Raw genomic sequence first — 15049 nt, forward strand, 5'->3', positions numbered from 1 at the left:
TCGATGGCGGTGACGAGATCGGCCGCGCCTGGCCCGAACGCCTACGGGCCCGCTTCGGTGTGCGTCTGAACCAACGGTGGGCGATTGGGCCCAGCGTCAGCGGATGAAGGTTTGGCGGAGGTCGCCAATGCCTTCGATGGTGCTGGTGAGGGTTTCGCCGGGCTTGAGGAAGCGCTTGGGGGTGCGGCCGAGGCCGACTCCGGCGGGGGTGCCGGTGAAGATGACATCGCCCGGGTAGAGGGGCAGGACGGCGGACAGCTTCGCGATCAGCGCAGGCACCGGGAAGATCAATCCACGGGTGCGGCCGTTCTGGACCTGCTCGCCATCGATCGCGCAGCTGATGGCGAGGTCGTCGGGGTTGGCGAACTCGTCGGGGGTGACCAGCCACGGGCCGATCGGGCTGAAGCCGGGGTAGGACTTGGCGAGGCTGAACTGGGGGACGGAGCCGACCATCTGCAGGACCCGCTCGGAGAGGTCCTGGCCGACGGCGAGCCCAGCGACGTGGCTCCAGGCGGCGGCCTCGGTGACGTGGCGCGCAAGTCGGCCGATGACGGCTACCAGTTCGACTTCCCAGTCGACGTCGCCGTCGGGAAGCGTGACCTGGGTGTAGGGGCCGGTGATCGAGGAGACGAACTTGGTGAACACCGTCGGCGACGGCGGTGGCGCGAAGCCGGACTCGGTGGCGTGGGCGTGATAATTCAGGCCGATGGCGAACAGCTGCCGGGGCGCGGGCGCGGGCGAGCCAAGGTCGGCTGGGTCGAAGGGCCGCCAGGTGCTGGCATCGGCGGTGAGGCTGGTGTGCCAGTCAGTGAAGGCGTCGAACGAGTCGTACACCGACTGGACATCCGGGCCGAACCGACCCGCCGAGGCATCGGCGACGTCGAGCGCGCGGCCGTCGCGAACCAGGTGCAGCCTGCCGGAGATGTTGGCGATGCGCATGGAATGTGCTCCTTCGCGGGGGTTCAGGTCGTGGCCGGGGGGCGGTGGTGGGTCCCGGTCATCAGATCCGCCAGGTCTTCCGGGCGCAGGAATGACGGCGGCGGGGGCGGGCCCCAACTGAAGAGCCCCCTGGCGCCTTCGAGGGTCTCGGGTGTCCAGAGCTGGTCGTCCACGACGCAGTCCATGTCCGAGTAGTACTCGCTGAAGTTGCCTGCCGGGTCTTTGAGGTACCAGAAGAAGTTGGAGCCCGCGTGGTGGCGGCCGAGGCCCCACACGTGCCGTTCCGGGTGGTCTTCGAGCATCGCCATCGCGCCCCGGCCGATGTCGTCGATGTCGTCCACCTGCCAGGACGTGTGGTGCAGGAACGTCACCGGGGCGGCGAGCACGAGGATGTTGTGGTGGTCGGTTGAGCAGCGCAGGAAGGCCCCTGCGTCCTTGATGTGGTCGCTCACCTTGAATCCCAGCCCGTCGCGGAAGAACGCCGTGGTGGTGGCCAGGTCCGTGGTGGCAAGCACGGCGTGGCCCAGCTTGCGCGGTCGGACCGGGTCCGCCCGCAGGACCCCGGGCGCCCGGGCGCCGACGCGCTCGTGCCTGCCCGGCCCGTTGTACGGCGTTGGCGCGACCGGCCGCTGCGCAATCCGGGGCTCCACCTGGAGAACCGCCCGCACCCCGGTCGCCAGGTCGTGGGCGGCGAGGGCGCCGCCGACCCCGGCCGCGCCGATGCCCAGCGCCGCGAGGCGGGCCCGCGCCGCGGCGAGGTCTTCGTCGTGGTCGACGGCGACGCGGACCTCCACGAGCCGCCGTGTCGGCGCGTGGACAACACGGAGTTGGCGGCCGCCGTCGGTGGTGCTGAACCAGCCGTCGCTCTCGGGCCGCAGCCCGAACTCCGTGTAGTAGGCGGCTACCTCGGCGGGGCGCGGAACCCCGATGGTGACCGAGCTGAGGCGGTGCGGGGGCATGGCGATTCCCTTCGTTGGCAGCGGTCAGAGCAGCGGGGTGATCTGCTCGTCCACGCCGAGCAGCGCCTTCCCGTAGACCTCAAGGCCGATCATCGGGTTGGCGATCGCGTGCCTGCCCGCGACGTTGGCGTCGCGCCAGATCCGCTGCAGCGGGCTGACCTCGGCGAAGCTGCCCGCGCCGTGGACGTCGAGCAGGATCTGGATCGCGGAAAGCACGTGCCGCACCGCGTAGCCGGTGTCGGCGCGCACCCGGGACCTGACCAGCGGCCCGGGATAGTCGCCGCGGGCTGCCGCGTCATCGATGTCGGCCGCGGCGCGGACGGCGTGCAGGTAGGCGGTGTCGATCTTCATCGCGGCCTCGGCGACGCGCAATTGCACGGCGACCGACTCGGCCTGGGTCTCGAAGAAGGTGTACGAGATCGGCTTCTTGCCCGCCTTGTCGGTCACGATCTCCAGCGCGGCGCGGGCGAGGCCGATCTGCGGGGCGGCGAGCACCAGCGACAGGATCGGGACGAACGGGGACCGGTACAGCGCCTCCTCGGTGTGCTCGGTGGCGTACTCGCCCCTGATGGCGGCGGGCACCGACAGCACCCGGTGCTCTGGCACGAACACGTCCTCGGCGATGAGGCAGTTGCTCGCCGTGCCGCGCATGCCCGCGACGAACCAGGTGTCCTCGATCTCCAGGTCCGCGCGCGGCACGAGCGCGATGGCCTGGTCGACCACCTCGCCCGCGTCGTCGGTGAGCGGGACGCCGACGACCGCCCACGTCGCGTGCGACGACCCCGAGTTGTAGTACCAGCGGCCCGTCACCCGCCAGCCGCCCGCGACCTTGCGGGAGGTCGAGGACGGGGTGAGCACGCCGGTGACCTTCGCGTCGGGGTCCGCGCCGAAGACCTCGTCCTGCGCCTGGCGCGGGAACAGCCCGGTCATCCAGCCGCAGATGTTGACCAGGGTGACGATCCAGCTCGCGGAGCCGTCGCCCTCGGCCACCTCGGCCGAGACGTCGAGCATGGTCCGCATGCTCGTCTCGTGCCCGCCGTAGCGCTTGGGGACCGACAGCCTGAACAGGCCCGCCTCGGTCATGGCGTCGATCACCTCGTCGGGCACCCGGCGGTCCGCGTCGGTCTTGGCGGCGTGCTCGCGCAACAGCGGCCGCAGCGCCCGCGCCCTGGCGACCAGTTCCACGGTGTCGGGGCTGCCGGTTGGCGACTCGCTGGTTGACGGTTTGGTGGTTGACGGTGTGGTGGCTGACGTTGGCATGAGTCCTCCTGATGACACTTACCGAGCACACGCCTCGACGTGGTCGGTGATGGGGCGCCGGGGGCGGCGGGCGAAGTCCGAGTGGGTGCCGAAGGTGCGGTAGCCGTAGACCAGCGGCGCGGCCGTGGTCGTCGTGGCGTGGGTGACCCGGCCGAGCAGCAGCAGGTGGTCCCCGCCCTCGACGCGGTCCGCCAGTTCGCAGGCGAGCCAGCTGGGCGCGGCCAGGAGCCGGGGCAGACCGTGGTCGAGGCGCCAGTCCTGTCCGGCGAACCGGTCGACGCCGCGGCGGGCGAACAGCAGCGCGAGGTCGTCCTGGGCATGGCCGAGGACGTTCACCCCGAAGCGGCCGGTCGCCAGGATGCGCGTGAGCAGCGTGGACGAGCGGTCCAACGCCACGGTGACCATCGGGGGCCGCAGCGACAGCGACGCGAACGCGCTCACCGTCGCCCCGAAGGGCACGTCGTCTTGCGCCGAGGTCACCACGGTCACCGGGGCGCAGACACCGGCCATGAGGTCGCGGAACTCCTGCTCGCCGAGCACAGCACCATCTCCTTTGTCCGATGCGGACGTGTCTTGTGAAAGCGGGACCGCGGAAACCGGGGTCAGGGACGGGATTCCGGGACGCACAGATTGCGCGTCTCGCCGATCCCCTCGATCGTCGTGCGCAGGACCTGGCCGGGCTTGAGGAAGACCTTCGGGTCGCGGCCCGCGCCGACACCGCCCGGGGTTCCGGTCGCGATCAGGTCGCCGGGGACGAGGGTGATGATCTCGCTGACGTAGGCGACGATGTCCGCCACGCCGAAGAGCACGTCCGAGGTGCGGGAGCGCTGGGTGAGCTCGCCGTCGACCTCGCAGCGGATCTCCAGGTCGGGCTCGCCGGGGCCGAACTCGTCGGGCGTGACGAGGACGGGGCCGACCGGTGTGGTCGACTCGAAGGTCTTGCCGGAGAGGAACTCCCGGGTGCGGTGCTGCCAGTCGCGCACCGTCACGTCGTTGACCACGGTGTAGCCCGCGACGTGCGCCAGCGCCCGCTCCTTGGGGATGTGGCGGCCCGCTCGGCCGATCACGAAGCCCAACTCGGCCTCCCAGTCGACCTGGTCGCTGACCGAGGGCAGGACGATCGGGTCGTTGGCGCCGATGAGCGCGCCGTCGTACTTGGCGAACAGCGTCGGGTGCGCGGGCAGCGCCCGGCCCATCTCCCGGATGTGCGTCTCGTAGTTGAGCCCCAGGCAGATGATCTTGTTGGGCCGCGGCGTCACAGGGGCGTGCGGCACGTCGGCGGGCGCCCGCTCGCCTTCCGCGCGCGCCGCCCGGTCGAACCAGTCCGCGCCGGAGGCCAGCAGTTCGCCCACGTCCGCGTGGTCGAGCAGGACATAGCCCGCACCGTCGCGGCGCGCGGCGCGGGTTCCGCCCTGGTGTCGGACTGTGGCCAGCTTCATGAGCGCTCCTTCGTTGACCGTCTTCGGACCCCAGCGTACGCTATGTCCCATAGAACAGGTCAATAGTCCTGTTTTTCAGGACAGAATGGGGAGCGTCATGGCGATCGCGGAACTCGGGCACACCGGTCTCTGGGTGCACGACCTGCCGAAGATGCGCGACTTCTACGAGCGCGTGCTGGGTCTGACCGTCACGGACTCCGACGACGACCTGGGCATCGTCTTTCTCAGCGCGCGGCCCGACCGCGAACACCACGAGTTCGTGCTGCAGGTGGGCCGCACCGCCGAACCGGGCGCCAAGCAGCAGCACCAGATCTCGTGGCGGGTGGAGAGCATCGAGGACATCGTCGCCTTCCACCACCGGTTCCGGGATGAGGGCGTGCGCGTGCAGCAGGAGGTCACCCACGGCAACGCCTTCGGCATCTACTTCTTCGACCCGGAGGGCAACCGCAACGAGGTCTACCTCAAGATCGAGCGCGACGTCCGGCAGCCCTTCCGCAAGACGCTGAACCTCGACCAGCCCATCGAGGACATCCAGGCCGAAGCCGAGCGCCTCCTCGCCGAGGACGGACCCGCATACCGTCCGGTCACCTGACGGGCCTGCTAGATTTCTCGTATGTCAGGAGCAGCCTCCCAGGTTTCAGGAGCCGGCTATCGGGGTCGGAACTCGACCGCGGACCGGGCGCTGGACATTCTGCTGCTATTCGACGACAACCGGCTCGTCCTGTCCGCCACCCAGGTCGCCAGCCACCTCGAAGTGGCCAGGTCCACCGCCTACCGGTACCTGCAAAGCCTGACCTCGATGGGCTTTCTGGAAGAGAGCGACGGCTCCGGCTTCCGCCTCGGCCCGCGCGTGCTCGACCTCGCCCGCCTGGCGCGCAAGGGCATCGGGCTCTCCGACGTCGCCCGCCCGGTCATGCGCGAACTCGTCCACACGACCGGCTGCCCGGCGCTGCTGACTCGCCGCGCCGGGTCGTCGGTCGTCTGTCTGGAACGCGAAGAGGCCCCCAACCAGACGCTGCGGCTGTCCTACGAGCGAGGGCAGATCCTGCCGATCAACGCGGGCGCCGCCGCGCTCGCGCTGCTCGCCTCGGCCCCCGCCGAGGAGATCGACGAGATCCTCAAGACACCGCTCACCCGGTTCACCGAGGCCACGCTCACCGACCCCGACCGCCTGCGCGCCAGGCTCGCGGAGATCCGCGAGCGCGGTTACGCCGTCTCCCGAGGCGAACGCGACCTCGACGTCCTCGGCGTCGCCGCCCCGATCCGCGGCGTGGACGGGGTGGTCGTCGCCGCGCTCAGCATCGCGACCCTGTCGCACCGGGTGTCCGACGGGCAGGCCGTCGAGATCGCCGCCGTCGTCACCGAGGCCGCGGCCGAGGTCTCCGCCAAAGTGACCCGGCTGGAGATCATGGACAGCCCGGGGACCAGGTAGCGCCCGATGCCGTGCCTGCCCACGCCGAACCGGACGACAAGGGCACGCACGGCATCGAAGCGTAGGTGTCAGCCGGGGACCAGGTAGTCGGCCAAGGCAGCGTCCACCCGCGGGGCTTGGTCGGCCGGGAAGACCGCCGCGAGGTAGCGGTCCGGCTTGACCAGGGCGAACCGGCCGCTCAGGGCGCCCAGTGCGGTGTCGAGGCCGCCGTCGGCGTCGGCGACCGCCAGGCGACCCGCGCGGGGGCGAGGCAGGCGGTCACCGAGCACGGCGTCGATCTTCCTGGCGGAGAAGAGGGTCGGACAGGCCAGCACCCGGGCCCAGTCCTGCTCGGTGACCTCGACACCGAGCAGAGCCAGGTCATCGCCGAGCACGTCGTCGAGCGGGCTGGGGCGCAGGCTGGGCGGAACGAGCACGGCGGGCCGGGGAAGCTGGACGCCGACGAACCGCTCGTCGCCGACCCCGGTGCGCACCACCAGACCGCCCAGATGGGTCGCGCGGGGGCGAAAGCGCATCTCGGTCAGGTACCGGCGGCCCCGCGACGTGCACAGCATCGCCCTGACCACCGTGTCCCGCAGGAACGCGCGGGTGCGGCTGGTGGTCATCACGACCTGGCCGAGCCGCTCGGAGAACCGCACCATCGCCTCCGCGTGCGGTCTTCGCTCGGGCTCGTAGGTGTCCAGCAGCCGGTCGTACGCCCGGCCGTGCCAGACCTCGGCGAGCTTCCACGCCAGGTTGGCCGCGTCGCGCACCCCCGAGTTGAGGCCCTGGCCCGCGAACGGGGGCATCATGTGGGCCGCGTCGCCGAGCAGGAAGCAGCGCCCGGCCCGCCAGCGGTCGGCGACCAGCGCGTTGAAGGTGTAGTTGGTGCCGCGCTCCACCTGGGCGGGCGTGATGTCGCGGTACGGGGCGACCAGGTGCCGGACGGTGTCGAAGTCCGGGGTCATGCCGCGCTCGCCCTCGCCGGGCCGCAGGCGGAACTCGTACCGGCAGCGGCCGTCGCGGCCGGGGACGATCACCGTCGGCCGGTCGGGCGTCCCGAGGTGCATTCCGTAGCGCTCGTCGTGCTCGTCGCCGAGGGTGTCGGCCACCAGCCACACGTCCCGGTGCGCGGAGCCGGTCATGCCGACGCCGGTCAGCTCGCGCACGGTGCTGCGGCCGCCGTCGCAGCCGAGCAGCCAGTCCGCCGCCACCTCGACCACCTCGTGGGAACCCTCGGGAAGCAGGTGCGCGGTGAGCCCGGCGGGCGTCTCGACGATCCCGACCAGTTCGGTGCCGAACCGCACGTCCACGCCCGGCCGGTCCTTGAGCGCGCGCAGCAGGGCGCGCTCCAGTTCCGGCTGCGCGAACTGGTTCTTGAACGGGAACCCGCAGCGCGGCGGCCGCGGCCCGGTGGCGTGCAGCAGCGGTTCGCCGTGCCGGTCGAAGTACCGGGTGCCGGTGCCGGGCACCACGACCTCCAGCACCGGCTCGGCGAGCCCGGCCGAGGCGAAGGCGCGCAGGGACTCGTCGTCGAGGCTGATCGCCTTGGCCTCGTCGCTGGTGCCCGCGTTGCGCTCCACGAGCAGCACCGGCACCCCCCTGGCGGCCAGCAGGTTCGCCGCGGTCAGCCCGACCGGCCCGCCGCCGACGATCAGCACGGGTGGCCGGGTCACGGGGCCACCACCGTCATCCAGGTCGGGGTGGGACGGTCGCGCATCGCGGCGATGGCGTCGTTGACCTCGCGCAGCGGGAAGCGGTGCGTGATGAGGTCGTCCGCGGTGAGCGAGCCTGCCGCCAGCAGGCCCAGCACCTGCGTGACGTCGGTGCGGGTGCAGTTGCGGGTTCCGACGATCCGCCAGCAGTTGGTCATCAGTGTCATCATGGGCAGCGGCAGCGGCGCGGGGTTGCCGCCCATGTGCACCAGCGTCCCGCCGGTGGCCAGCGCGGCGGTGACCTGGGCGAGCCCCGGCCAGGCAGGGGTGTAGTCGATCACCGCGTCGGCGCCGTCCGGCGCGCACGCCCGCAGCCCCCGGGTCAGCCCACCGGACTCCGGCCAGTTCCCGTCCAGGTCCTCCAGCGCCACCACGTCCACCGGAAGCTCGGTGAGCGCGCGCACCTCGTCGAGCCGCCGCGCGGACCGGCCGACCAGGATCAGCCTGCCCGCGCCGAAGAACGGAGCCAACCGGACCGTCGCCGTGCCCATTGTCCCGGTCGCCGCCGCGACGACCACCGTCGCGCCGAGCGGGAGCGCGGCGCACTTGAGCGCCCGCGCCGCGTTGCCCAGATCGTGGACCTTGGCGGCGACCTCGAAGCTGACGTTGTCGGGAATCCGGTCGATCAGCCAGTGCGGGACCCGGACGTACTCGGCGAGGCCGCCGTCGTGGTAGCGCTCGTAGAGCGGCATCGGCCCCGAGCCGAACGCGGCGTGCCCGATCATGGCCGCCTGGGCGCACATCTGCTCGCGGTCGGTGCGGCAGTACCGGCAGTCGCGGCAGCTCAGCGTGGCGTGCACGCGCACCCGCTCACCGAGGGACACCCCGGTCACCTCTCGACCGGTCTCGGCCACGACGCCCGCGATCTCGTGGCCCGGCGTGGTCGGCAGGTGCCGGAACGCGCCCTCCCTGGCGAGCAGCCGCATCATGCCGGGGGCGAGCCCGGCCGAGGCCACCTTGACCAGCACCTCCTCCGGGCCGAGCACGGGGATCTCGACCCGCTCCAAGCGCAGCTCTGTCGAGTCTCGGTAGGCGCGTGCGGCGAGCATCCCGGTCATGAGCGCCTCGCCACGGCGGTGCGGAGCCGGTCCAGCAGCTCGGCGGAGACGGGCTCGGCCTTCTTCGTCGCCGGGGCGACCTGTGGGACAGGCGTGCCGGAGATCAGGGTGATGTGGCTGCTCTCCCCGGCGGCTATGTCGGTGAACGCGCAGCCGAGCGGGACCCGCGCGAAGTCGCCCGGCTCCAGCGTGAGCGCGCCCGCCTGGCTCACCAGCGTGCGGTGGCCGCTGATCTGGTACTGGATCTCCTCCGCGGCGCGGTGCCTGCGGTAGATCGTGCCGTCCGTGCCCGCCTGCCGCGTGACGCCGAGCACCACGTGCGCTGACCGGTACAGCCAGGTCGTGCCAGGGCCGGTGTCGGCGCGCACCACTTCGATGGCGTCCTCGTCGTCGTGGGCGTGCTCCAGCAGCATCCGCTCGTCGCTGCGGAAAGCCGCCACGTCATGGCCGGGGCCGCCGAGGCACTCGGTGACCATCTCGGTCACCGTCGCGGGCTCCCAACCGGGAAACGGCGGGAAGACGGGCGCACCGCGCCGGGCCGCGGGGTGGACCCGCGTGACGGGCGCGGGGATGTAGAACAGCAGGTGGCTTTCCGCACGGCCGTAGTTGTCGTGCGCCACGCCAGCCGGGATACGGGAGAACTCGCCGGGCCGGTGCTCGACGCAACCCTGCTCGGTCATCAGCGTCCGCTCGCCCCAGATCTGGTAGGACAGCTCGTCCACGTCGCAGTTGCGGTGGTAGAAGGGCTGCCGGAAGTTCATCGTCTGCCACTCGACGCGCAGTCTGTCGCTCTCGTAGACCCCGCGCGGCGGGGCGAAGGCGATCGGCTTGTACTCCTGGGCGAAGTGCACGGCCACCAGCGGCTCGGGCTCGCGCGGCGTGACCGGGCCCGGCGTTGGCCGGGCGAGCAGCAGTTCCTCGCGCCTGCGCACGGTGCGGGTGCTCTCGTCGTACGGCAGGGCGTCGATGACCTCGTGGACGATTCCCATGGCGGGGAGCCTCGATTCAGATGGCGGGGGAAAGGTGCTTGTCCAGGAACGCGAACGTGCGCGCCCAGGCCGCCTCGGCCGGTTCGGCGCGGAACATCGCCGGGCGCGCGTCGCAGGCGAACGCGTGGCCCGCGCCGGGGTAGACGTGCTGCTCGAACTCCGTGCCCGCCGCGCGCAGCGCGTCGTCGATCGCGGCGACGTGATCCGGCGGGATGGTCGGGTCATTGGCGCCGACGTGCAGCAGCAGCGGTGCGGTGACGGACCCGGCGCGGTCGAGCACCGCGTGCGGTCCCGCCGCGATGCCGGGCCCGTAGAACACCACCGCGGCGCCCAGCCCGGGAGTGGCGGTGGCGGCGGTGAAGGCCGCCCGGCCGCCGAAGCAGAACCCGACGATCGCCGTGCGCGCCACGCCGACGCCCTCGTCGCCCGCGAGGTGGTCGAGGACCGCGCGGACGTCGACGGTGATCGCGTCGGGGCCGATCTGGCTGATCAGGCCGACGGCGTCGGCGTGCTGGTCGTAGCCGAGGACGCGGGCGCCGGTCCGGTGGAACAGGTCGGGAGCCACGGCGAGGAAGCCGCGCCCGGCGAACCGGCGCGCGATGTCCTGGATGTGCTCGTTGACGCCGAACGCCTCCTGCAGCACGATCACCGCCCGGCCGGTGCGGCGCTCGGGCTCGGCCACGTAGACCCGCATGGGACCGTCAGCGGTGTCCACCGTGCGCCACCGCTCCCGGGACTCGGTCGTCTCTGGGGACTTGGTCGTCATTCCTCGGCTCCGTTCACAAGGTCGTGTCGGTCCTGCTGGCCTTGTCGAGACCGCCGGACCAGGTAGCGCCATCCGGCGGTGAGCTGGCTTTCCGGCCAGCACTCGGCGCGCTTGGCCCGCGCCTCGGCGGGATCGGAGAACACCGCGACGGGACCCGCCGCCATCGCGGCAAGCTGCGCCTGGCACGCACGGTCGAGCAGCACCGCGTGCATCACCGCCGCCGGGACGGACTCCCCGGCGGCCACCAGGCCGTGGCTGGGCAGGAGCGCGGCCGGGGCATCGCCGAGGACCTCGGCGAGGGCGCGGCCCCGCTCGGGCGTGCCGACCAAACCGCCCGCCCGCTCGAAGCGGGGCACGTCCGCGCCCGCGAACAGCGCGCCATCGTGGGAGATCGGCAGCAGCGGCGTGCCCAGCGCGGCGAAGGCGACCGCCGCGCCGGCATGGGTATGCACCACGCACCGCAGCCGCGGGTTCCGCCGCAGGATCTCCAGGTGGATGTGGCACTCGTGGTGCGGTGTTCCCTCCCCGGACAGGACTTCCGCCTCGAACGAGACGAGTTGCACGCGGTCGGGGCGCACCTCGTCGAGCCCCCAGCCCGGGGCCTTGATCCAGATCCCGCTGCCGTCGGCCGCCCGCACCGCGACGTGGCCCCACACCAGATCGCCCTGGCCCGCCGCGGCCATGGCGTGGCTCGCCTGGATCACGAGGCGCTTCGCGGGCTCCATCACGTCCCCAGCGCCGCGTAGTACTCGGCGGCGCCCGGGTGCAGCGGGATGGGCGCGCGGCCCATGGTGGCCGGGTCGAGCGGGTAGGTGATGGGGCTGCGCTCCGGCGGGATGTGCCGGTACTGCGCCTCGATGAGGTGCCGGGTCTCGCCGAGCAGCCAGGCCAGGGCGTAGGCCACGTCGTCGGCCAGATCGGCGTGCGCGAGGACGAGGAAGTCGCTGAAGTCGAGCGTGCGCAGCTCGGGCGAGCCAGGGAAGTAGCCCGCGGGCAGGGTCGCGGCTGGCCAGCCGAAGTCCGCGGCCAGCCCGTCGAGCACGTTCGGCTCGACGGGCAGGAACGCCAGGTCGGCGCCGATCTCCTGCCAGCCGGGCAGCATGACCGCCTCGTGGACGATCGCGTCGGCCCGGCCGTCCCGGACGTGCGCGATCGTCTCAAACGGACGCTCATCCACCAGGAACCGGCCGCCCCAGCCCTCGATGTCGACTCCCGAGCGGGCGAGCACCTGCCGGGCGGCGAGGCCGACGTGGTTGACCCCGTCGTCGGCGGAGGTGGCCAGGCGCAGCGCGGGCCGGGTGGCGCGCAGCTCGGCGAACGTCCCGATCCCCAGCGACCGCCGGACGCCCACGACCAGCCGGTCCCGCTGCGGGACGACCCCGATCGCCCGCAACCGCGGGAAGCTCTCCTGCTCGTAGCGCCCTCGCCCGTCCAGCGCCGCGGTGACGAACGCGGCCGGGGTGACCATGGCGAGGTCGACATCGCCCCGGCCGACCGCGCGGACGTTGTCGGCGAAACCGCGCCCGTTCCAGATGGCGAACCGGGTGCCGGGACCGCCGCGGTCGACCAGTCCCTGCCCGAGCCAGCCGCACACCCGGTGAAGGTTCTGCATGCCCCAGTCGCCCTGCATGTGCAGGGTCAGAGTCCGGTCGATCGCCGGTTCGCGCATCACTTCAGTCCTTTGCGTTGACACTGCCGACACCCGCTCATTGGCACCCTGACAACATGTCCTGATATTCGAGACTGTAGTCCTAGTATACGCACACACTCTCGCTGTTGGCCAAGCCTGTCGTTCAGTCTGAGCCGATATACGCTGGTCAGCAGTCCGCACGCACTGTGCGCGTCCTTGACGAAGACCACCTTCTGTGTCACAGTCCCGTCATAGGAGACATGTGTCCTGCATTACAGGATCTCCTTCGTCCAGGAAACGAGGCCTCAATGGCGAGTGACCCGACAACCCCCGGTACCGGCGCCCGCGGACGCGGTGTGCTGGGACTGGCCTTCCTTGTCCTTCTGATCGACGGCTACGACCTGTTCAGCCTGGGCACCTCGGGCCCAGCGCTGCTGCGGTACGAGCCATGGCACGCCGTCCCCGCGACGCTGGGGCTGCTCGGGAGCGCGACCGCGCTCGGCATGCCGCTCGGCTCGGTCCTCGCGGGCTGGGCCGCGGACCGGTGGGGCCGCCGCGTCCCACTCGCCGTCGGCGTCGGCTGGATCTCCCTGTGCATGCTGGTGGGCGGACTCGCGCCCAGCCTGAGCCTGTTCGTGGCGAGCCGGTTCGGCACCGGAATCGGTGTCGGCGCGCTCACCCCGCTCGTCGCCGCGCTGGTCGCGGACTGGGCCCCGCCCGGCAGGCGCACCATCCACCTCGCCACCGCGATGGGCGCCATCGGCATCGGCGGCACCCTCTCGGCGCTGACGGGACTGGCACTCCTGCCGGAAACCCACTTCCAGGTCCTGTACCTGATCGGCGCCGCGGCCGTCCTGATCATCCCGCTGATCCTGCGCGTCGCGCCGGACACGATTCCCGAGGGCGCGGCGGGCAGAGGGATCGAGGTCAGCGGCAACCGGATCGCCCGACTGCTGGCGTCCGACCTGCGCCGGAGCACCCTGCTGTTCTGGGCGGCGATGTTTCTGGGCATGGTGCTCATCTACGCCTCGACCACCTGGCTGCCCTCGATCATGGTGAAGTCCGGCTACGACCTGCGCTCGTCGCTGGAGTTCCTGGTCGCGTTCACCCTGGGAGCCAGCCTGGGCACGATGCTGGTCGCGCTGGTCGCCGACCGGGGTCATCTGCGGCTGGTGACGAGCGCGGCGTTCCTGGTCGCCGTGGGGACCCTGTTCATGCTGAGCACCCCGCAGCCCAGGGTGCTGCTGCTGGTGATGTCGGGGCTCGCGGGCCTCGGCTCGCTCGGCACGCAGAGCCTGATCACCGCGGCGATGGCCACGTGCTACCCGCCGAGGCTGCGCGGCACCGGATTCGGCTTCGGGTTGGCCGTCGGCCGGATCGGCGCGATCATCGGCCCCAGCTACCTGGCCGCGGTGACCGTGCTCATCGCGTCGCCGAAGGCAGGGTTCTACGCGCTGATGGTCCCGGCGCTGCTGGCCGCGGTCACTGTCTGGCTGCTCCCCCGCGACCGCGCCGCCAAGGCCACGCCGGAGGTGGCCGCCGCCGCGTGAGCGGTGGCCTGCGGTGCCATTCGACGTCGACTGGCACCGCAGGCCACCAACTCGGCCCGGCAGCGGTAACTGATCCCCGCCGCGCGCAGGATTCCCTGTTAGCGAGCGGTCTCCAGTGCCTGTCCCAAATTCGACGGCAGATCGTGGCGGGCGAGGAGGACACGACGCACAACCCACCGACTCCAAGCCGCGCCGGGGACTTGATCGAAGACGGCTGTCGATGCGATCAGGATCACTGCCACGGACGGCGAGAATGAAGTCTACTGCTGTTCCACAACGGAAAGTAAGACCACACCGATGACCGGCGCCGGGATATGGGCGACCAGCGCCCAACCGTCCCGGCGAATCACCGAAAGCGGGTCCGGTGTCTCTCCGTCGGCCACCGGTTCGGTGAGGCTCCCCACGCGACCGCACCAAACAAGGCGGCGACAAGGCCTATGACGCCAACAGGGACGCCGAGGCCCGTCCTTCATCACTCGACCGCCCGACAGGAGCTCTGGTCGACTCTTGACCAGCGGGTTCTTCTCACGGCTGGGACAACGGCAATGGCGAGGCGATCGCAACTCGCCGAGAAGCGTCACAAGCCACCACCACAAGGGAATGAAACTCCGAACTACACGAAGGCGTAAATCCCACGTCACCACTTGCTACGCCGGTAAGCCGCGCCAATCAACGCTCCGCATCGGCCAACGGCTTCCGACGCTCCATCACCAACGGCACCCGAGCCGAGATGACCAACGGCTTCACGTCCAAAGACGCGCAACCTGAACGAGCCACTCCGGCACCCCGAATCAGACCCGGCTCAGTGTGCATCCAGCGCAAGCCGCCCCGGAGACACGAACGCACACTTCACCGCTCGAGGAGTTGCAGGTCAGCCGCGTAAACTAGGTTGGGGATACGGTTCAAGTCCCCCCTCGGACACGTGCCATAACCCCAATCGTGCGGGTCGAGATTCGTCTCGACCCGCACGATTTGTTTCCGGGTTAGTAGATCAGCCGGAGTCCGAGTTGGACTCGGCTTATCCGCTTCCCGCTGACCGCCGGTGACCGCGCCGCAGCCTCCGCGGGCGGGCCTGGGTGTCGACCATCCACCGGGCGACCAGCACCGGCTTCCAGCTCCGCGCGGTGACGGGCAAGCTTCTGGTCGCACTCCTCATTCACACCAGCGGCAACCAGTACGGCGGCGTCGATGTCGAATCGGGCTGGGCGTCGTAGAGCGCGGTGACCGTCTCGTCCAACCTTGGTCTCAACTGGTCGGTGCGACGCTGTGGGAAGCTAGGGCCGTCACTATTCCGGCTCCCACAGTAAATTGGCCGACGGCTACGCGAGCCAGC

Annotated in this window: 15 protein-coding genes; 4 read left to right on the forward strand and 11 right to left on the reverse strand. The window is 71.2% G+C overall.

Going from position 1 to position 15049, the window contains the following annotated elements:
• Positions 1–96: 96 nt before the first annotated feature.
• The 5 genes from ACZ6SD_RS10920 to ACZ6SD_RS10940 all read right to left on the reverse strand — a co-directional run bounded on the left by ACZ6SD_RS10920 (position 97) and on the right by ACZ6SD_RS10940 (position 4597).
• A complete protein-coding gene (locus ACZ6SD_RS10920; protein ID WP_465316725.1) occupies positions 97–939 on the reverse strand; it encodes a fumarylacetoacetate hydrolase family protein in 843 nt (280 codons plus the stop codon).
• Between the two features lie 23 nt (positions 940–962).
• Positions 963–1898: a VOC family protein gene (locus ACZ6SD_RS10925; protein WP_465316726.1), complete on the reverse strand. Its 936-nt coding sequence runs from the start codon at positions 1896–1898 to the stop codon at positions 963–965.
• A gap of 24 nt (positions 1899–1922) precedes the next feature.
• The gene (locus ACZ6SD_RS10930; RefSeq protein ID WP_465316727.1) at positions 1923–3158 is read right to left on the reverse strand and encodes an acyl-CoA dehydrogenase family protein; all 1236 of its coding nucleotides are present in this window, start codon (positions 3156–3158) and stop codon (positions 1923–1925) included.
• Positions 3159–3176: 18 nt separating this feature from the next.
• Positions 3177–3698: a flavin reductase family protein gene (locus tag ACZ6SD_RS10935; protein ID WP_465316728.1), complete on the reverse strand. Its 522-nt coding sequence runs from the start codon at positions 3696–3698 to the stop codon at positions 3177–3179.
• A gap of 62 nt (positions 3699–3760) precedes the next feature.
• A complete protein-coding gene (locus ACZ6SD_RS10940; protein ID WP_465316729.1) occupies positions 3761–4597 on the reverse strand; it encodes a fumarylacetoacetate hydrolase family protein in 837 nt (278 codons plus the stop codon).
• Positions 4598–4694: 97 nt separating this feature from the next.
• Between ACZ6SD_RS10940 and ACZ6SD_RS10945 the strand changes: the two genes are divergently transcribed.
• Together ACZ6SD_RS10945 and ACZ6SD_RS10950 are read left to right on the forward strand one after the other, a co-directional pair.
• The gene (locus ACZ6SD_RS10945; protein ID WP_465316730.1) at positions 4695–5189 is read left to right on the forward strand and encodes a VOC family protein; all 495 of its coding nucleotides are present in this window, start codon (positions 4695–4697) and stop codon (positions 5187–5189) included.
• A 21-nt stretch (positions 5190–5210) separates the two neighbouring features.
• Complete coding sequence (locus tag ACZ6SD_RS10950; protein WP_465316731.1) at positions 5211–6029, forward strand: IclR family transcriptional regulator; 819 nt, start codon at positions 5211–5213, stop codon at positions 6027–6029.
• A gap of 68 nt (positions 6030–6097) precedes the next feature.
• Here the strand turns inward: ACZ6SD_RS10950 and ACZ6SD_RS10955 are convergent, their stop codons facing one another.
• From ACZ6SD_RS10955 to ACZ6SD_RS10980, 6 genes are read right to left on the reverse strand one after another with little or no spacing between them, the layout of a single operon-like run.
• Positions 6098–7684, reverse strand: a complete 1587-nt coding sequence (locus ACZ6SD_RS10955; RefSeq protein WP_465316732.1) for a bifunctional 3-(3-hydroxy-phenyl)propionate/3-hydroxycinnamic acid hydroxylase — start codon at positions 7682–7684, stop codon at positions 6098–6100.
• Positions 7681–8781, reverse strand: coding sequence for an alcohol dehydrogenase catalytic domain-containing protein (locus ACZ6SD_RS10960; protein ID WP_465316733.1), 1101 nt, complete (start codon positions 8779–8781; stop codon positions 7681–7683). Before ACZ6SD_RS10960 ends, ACZ6SD_RS10955 begins: the two co-directional genes overlap by 4 nt.
• Positions 8778–9770, reverse strand: coding sequence for a hypothetical protein (locus tag ACZ6SD_RS10965; protein ID WP_465316734.1), 993 nt, complete (start codon positions 9768–9770; stop codon positions 8778–8780). Before ACZ6SD_RS10965 ends, ACZ6SD_RS10960 begins: the two co-directional genes overlap by 4 nt.
• Before the next feature lie 16 nt (positions 9771–9786).
• Positions 9787–10536, reverse strand: coding sequence for a dienelactone hydrolase family protein (locus ACZ6SD_RS10970; protein ID WP_465316735.1), 750 nt, complete (start codon positions 10534–10536; stop codon positions 9787–9789).
• A complete protein-coding gene (locus ACZ6SD_RS10975) occupies positions 10533–11261 on the reverse strand; it encodes a class II aldolase/adducin family protein (RefSeq protein ID WP_465316745.1) in 729 nt (242 codons plus the stop codon). Before ACZ6SD_RS10975 ends, ACZ6SD_RS10970 begins: the two co-directional genes overlap by 4 nt.
• Positions 11261–12205: a TAXI family TRAP transporter solute-binding subunit gene (locus ACZ6SD_RS10980; RefSeq protein ID WP_465316736.1), complete on the reverse strand. Its 945-nt coding sequence runs from the start codon at positions 12203–12205 to the stop codon at positions 11261–11263. The genes ACZ6SD_RS10975 and ACZ6SD_RS10980 overlap by 1 nt, the downstream gene beginning before the upstream one ends.
• A gap of 269 nt (positions 12206–12474) precedes the next feature.
• Here ACZ6SD_RS10980 and ACZ6SD_RS10985 point away from each other — a divergent pair, with 269 nt between their 5' ends.
• Both ACZ6SD_RS10985 and ACZ6SD_RS10990 read left to right on the forward strand, forming a co-directional pair.
• On the forward strand, positions 12475–13716 hold the full coding sequence (locus ACZ6SD_RS10985) for an MFS transporter (RefSeq protein WP_465316737.1): 1242 nt from the start codon (positions 12475–12477) through the stop codon (positions 13714–13716).
• Positions 13717–14792: 1076 nt separating this feature from the next.
• Entirely contained in the window at positions 14793–14930 is a 138-nt protein-coding gene (locus tag ACZ6SD_RS10990; RefSeq protein ID WP_465316738.1) for a hypothetical protein, read from the forward strand.
• The last annotated feature ends 119 nt before the right edge of the window (positions 14931–15049 follow it).

It is taken from the genome of Actinokineospora sp. NPDC051303 (assembly GCF_055586285.1).

What these genes read in the sequence shown, in the direction of transcription:
- ACZ6SD_RS10920 (WP_465316725.1), bottom strand. Translation starts at nt 939, where the DNA reads ATGCGCATCGCCAACATCTCCGGCAGGCTGCACCTGGTTCGCGACGGC.
- ACZ6SD_RS10925 (WP_465316726.1), bottom strand. Translation starts at nt 1,898, where the DNA reads ATGCCCCCGCACCGCCTCAGCTCGGTCACCATCGGGGTTCCGCGCCCC.
- ACZ6SD_RS10930 (WP_465316727.1), bottom strand. Translation starts at nt 3,158, where the DNA reads ATGCCAACGTCAGCCACCACACCGTCAACCACCAAACCGTCAACCAGC.
- ACZ6SD_RS10940 (WP_465316729.1), bottom strand. Translation starts at nt 4,597, where the DNA reads ATGAAGCTGGCCACAGTCCGACACCAGGGCGGAACCCGCGCCGCGCGC.
- ACZ6SD_RS10945 (WP_465316730.1), top strand. Translation starts at nt 4,695, where the DNA reads ATGGCGATCGCGGAACTCGGGCACACCGGTCTCTGGGTGCACGACCTG.
- ACZ6SD_RS10950 (WP_465316731.1), top strand. Translation starts at nt 5,211, where the DNA reads ATGTCAGGAGCAGCCTCCCAGGTTTCAGGAGCCGGCTATCGGGGTCGG.
- ACZ6SD_RS10960 (WP_465316733.1), bottom strand. Translation starts at nt 8,781, where the DNA reads ATGACCGGGATGCTCGCCGCACGCGCCTACCGAGACTCGACAGAGCTG.
- ACZ6SD_RS10965 (WP_465316734.1), bottom strand. Translation starts at nt 9,770, where the DNA reads ATGGGAATCGTCCACGAGGTCATCGACGCCCTGCCGTACGACGAGAGC.
- ACZ6SD_RS10970 (WP_465316735.1), bottom strand. Translation starts at nt 10,536, where the DNA reads ATGACGACCAAGTCCCCAGAGACGACCGAGTCCCGGGAGCGGTGGCGC.
- ACZ6SD_RS10975 (WP_465316745.1), bottom strand. Translation starts at nt 11,261, where the DNA reads ATGGAGCCCGCGAAGCGCCTCGTGATCCAGGCGAGCCACGCCATGGCC.
- ACZ6SD_RS10980 (WP_465316736.1), bottom strand. Translation starts at nt 12,205, where the DNA reads ATGCGCGAACCGGCGATCGACCGGACTCTGACCCTGCACATGCAGGGC.
- ACZ6SD_RS10985 (WP_465316737.1), top strand. Translation starts at nt 12,475, where the DNA reads ATGGCGAGTGACCCGACAACCCCCGGTACCGGCGCCCGCGGACGCGGT.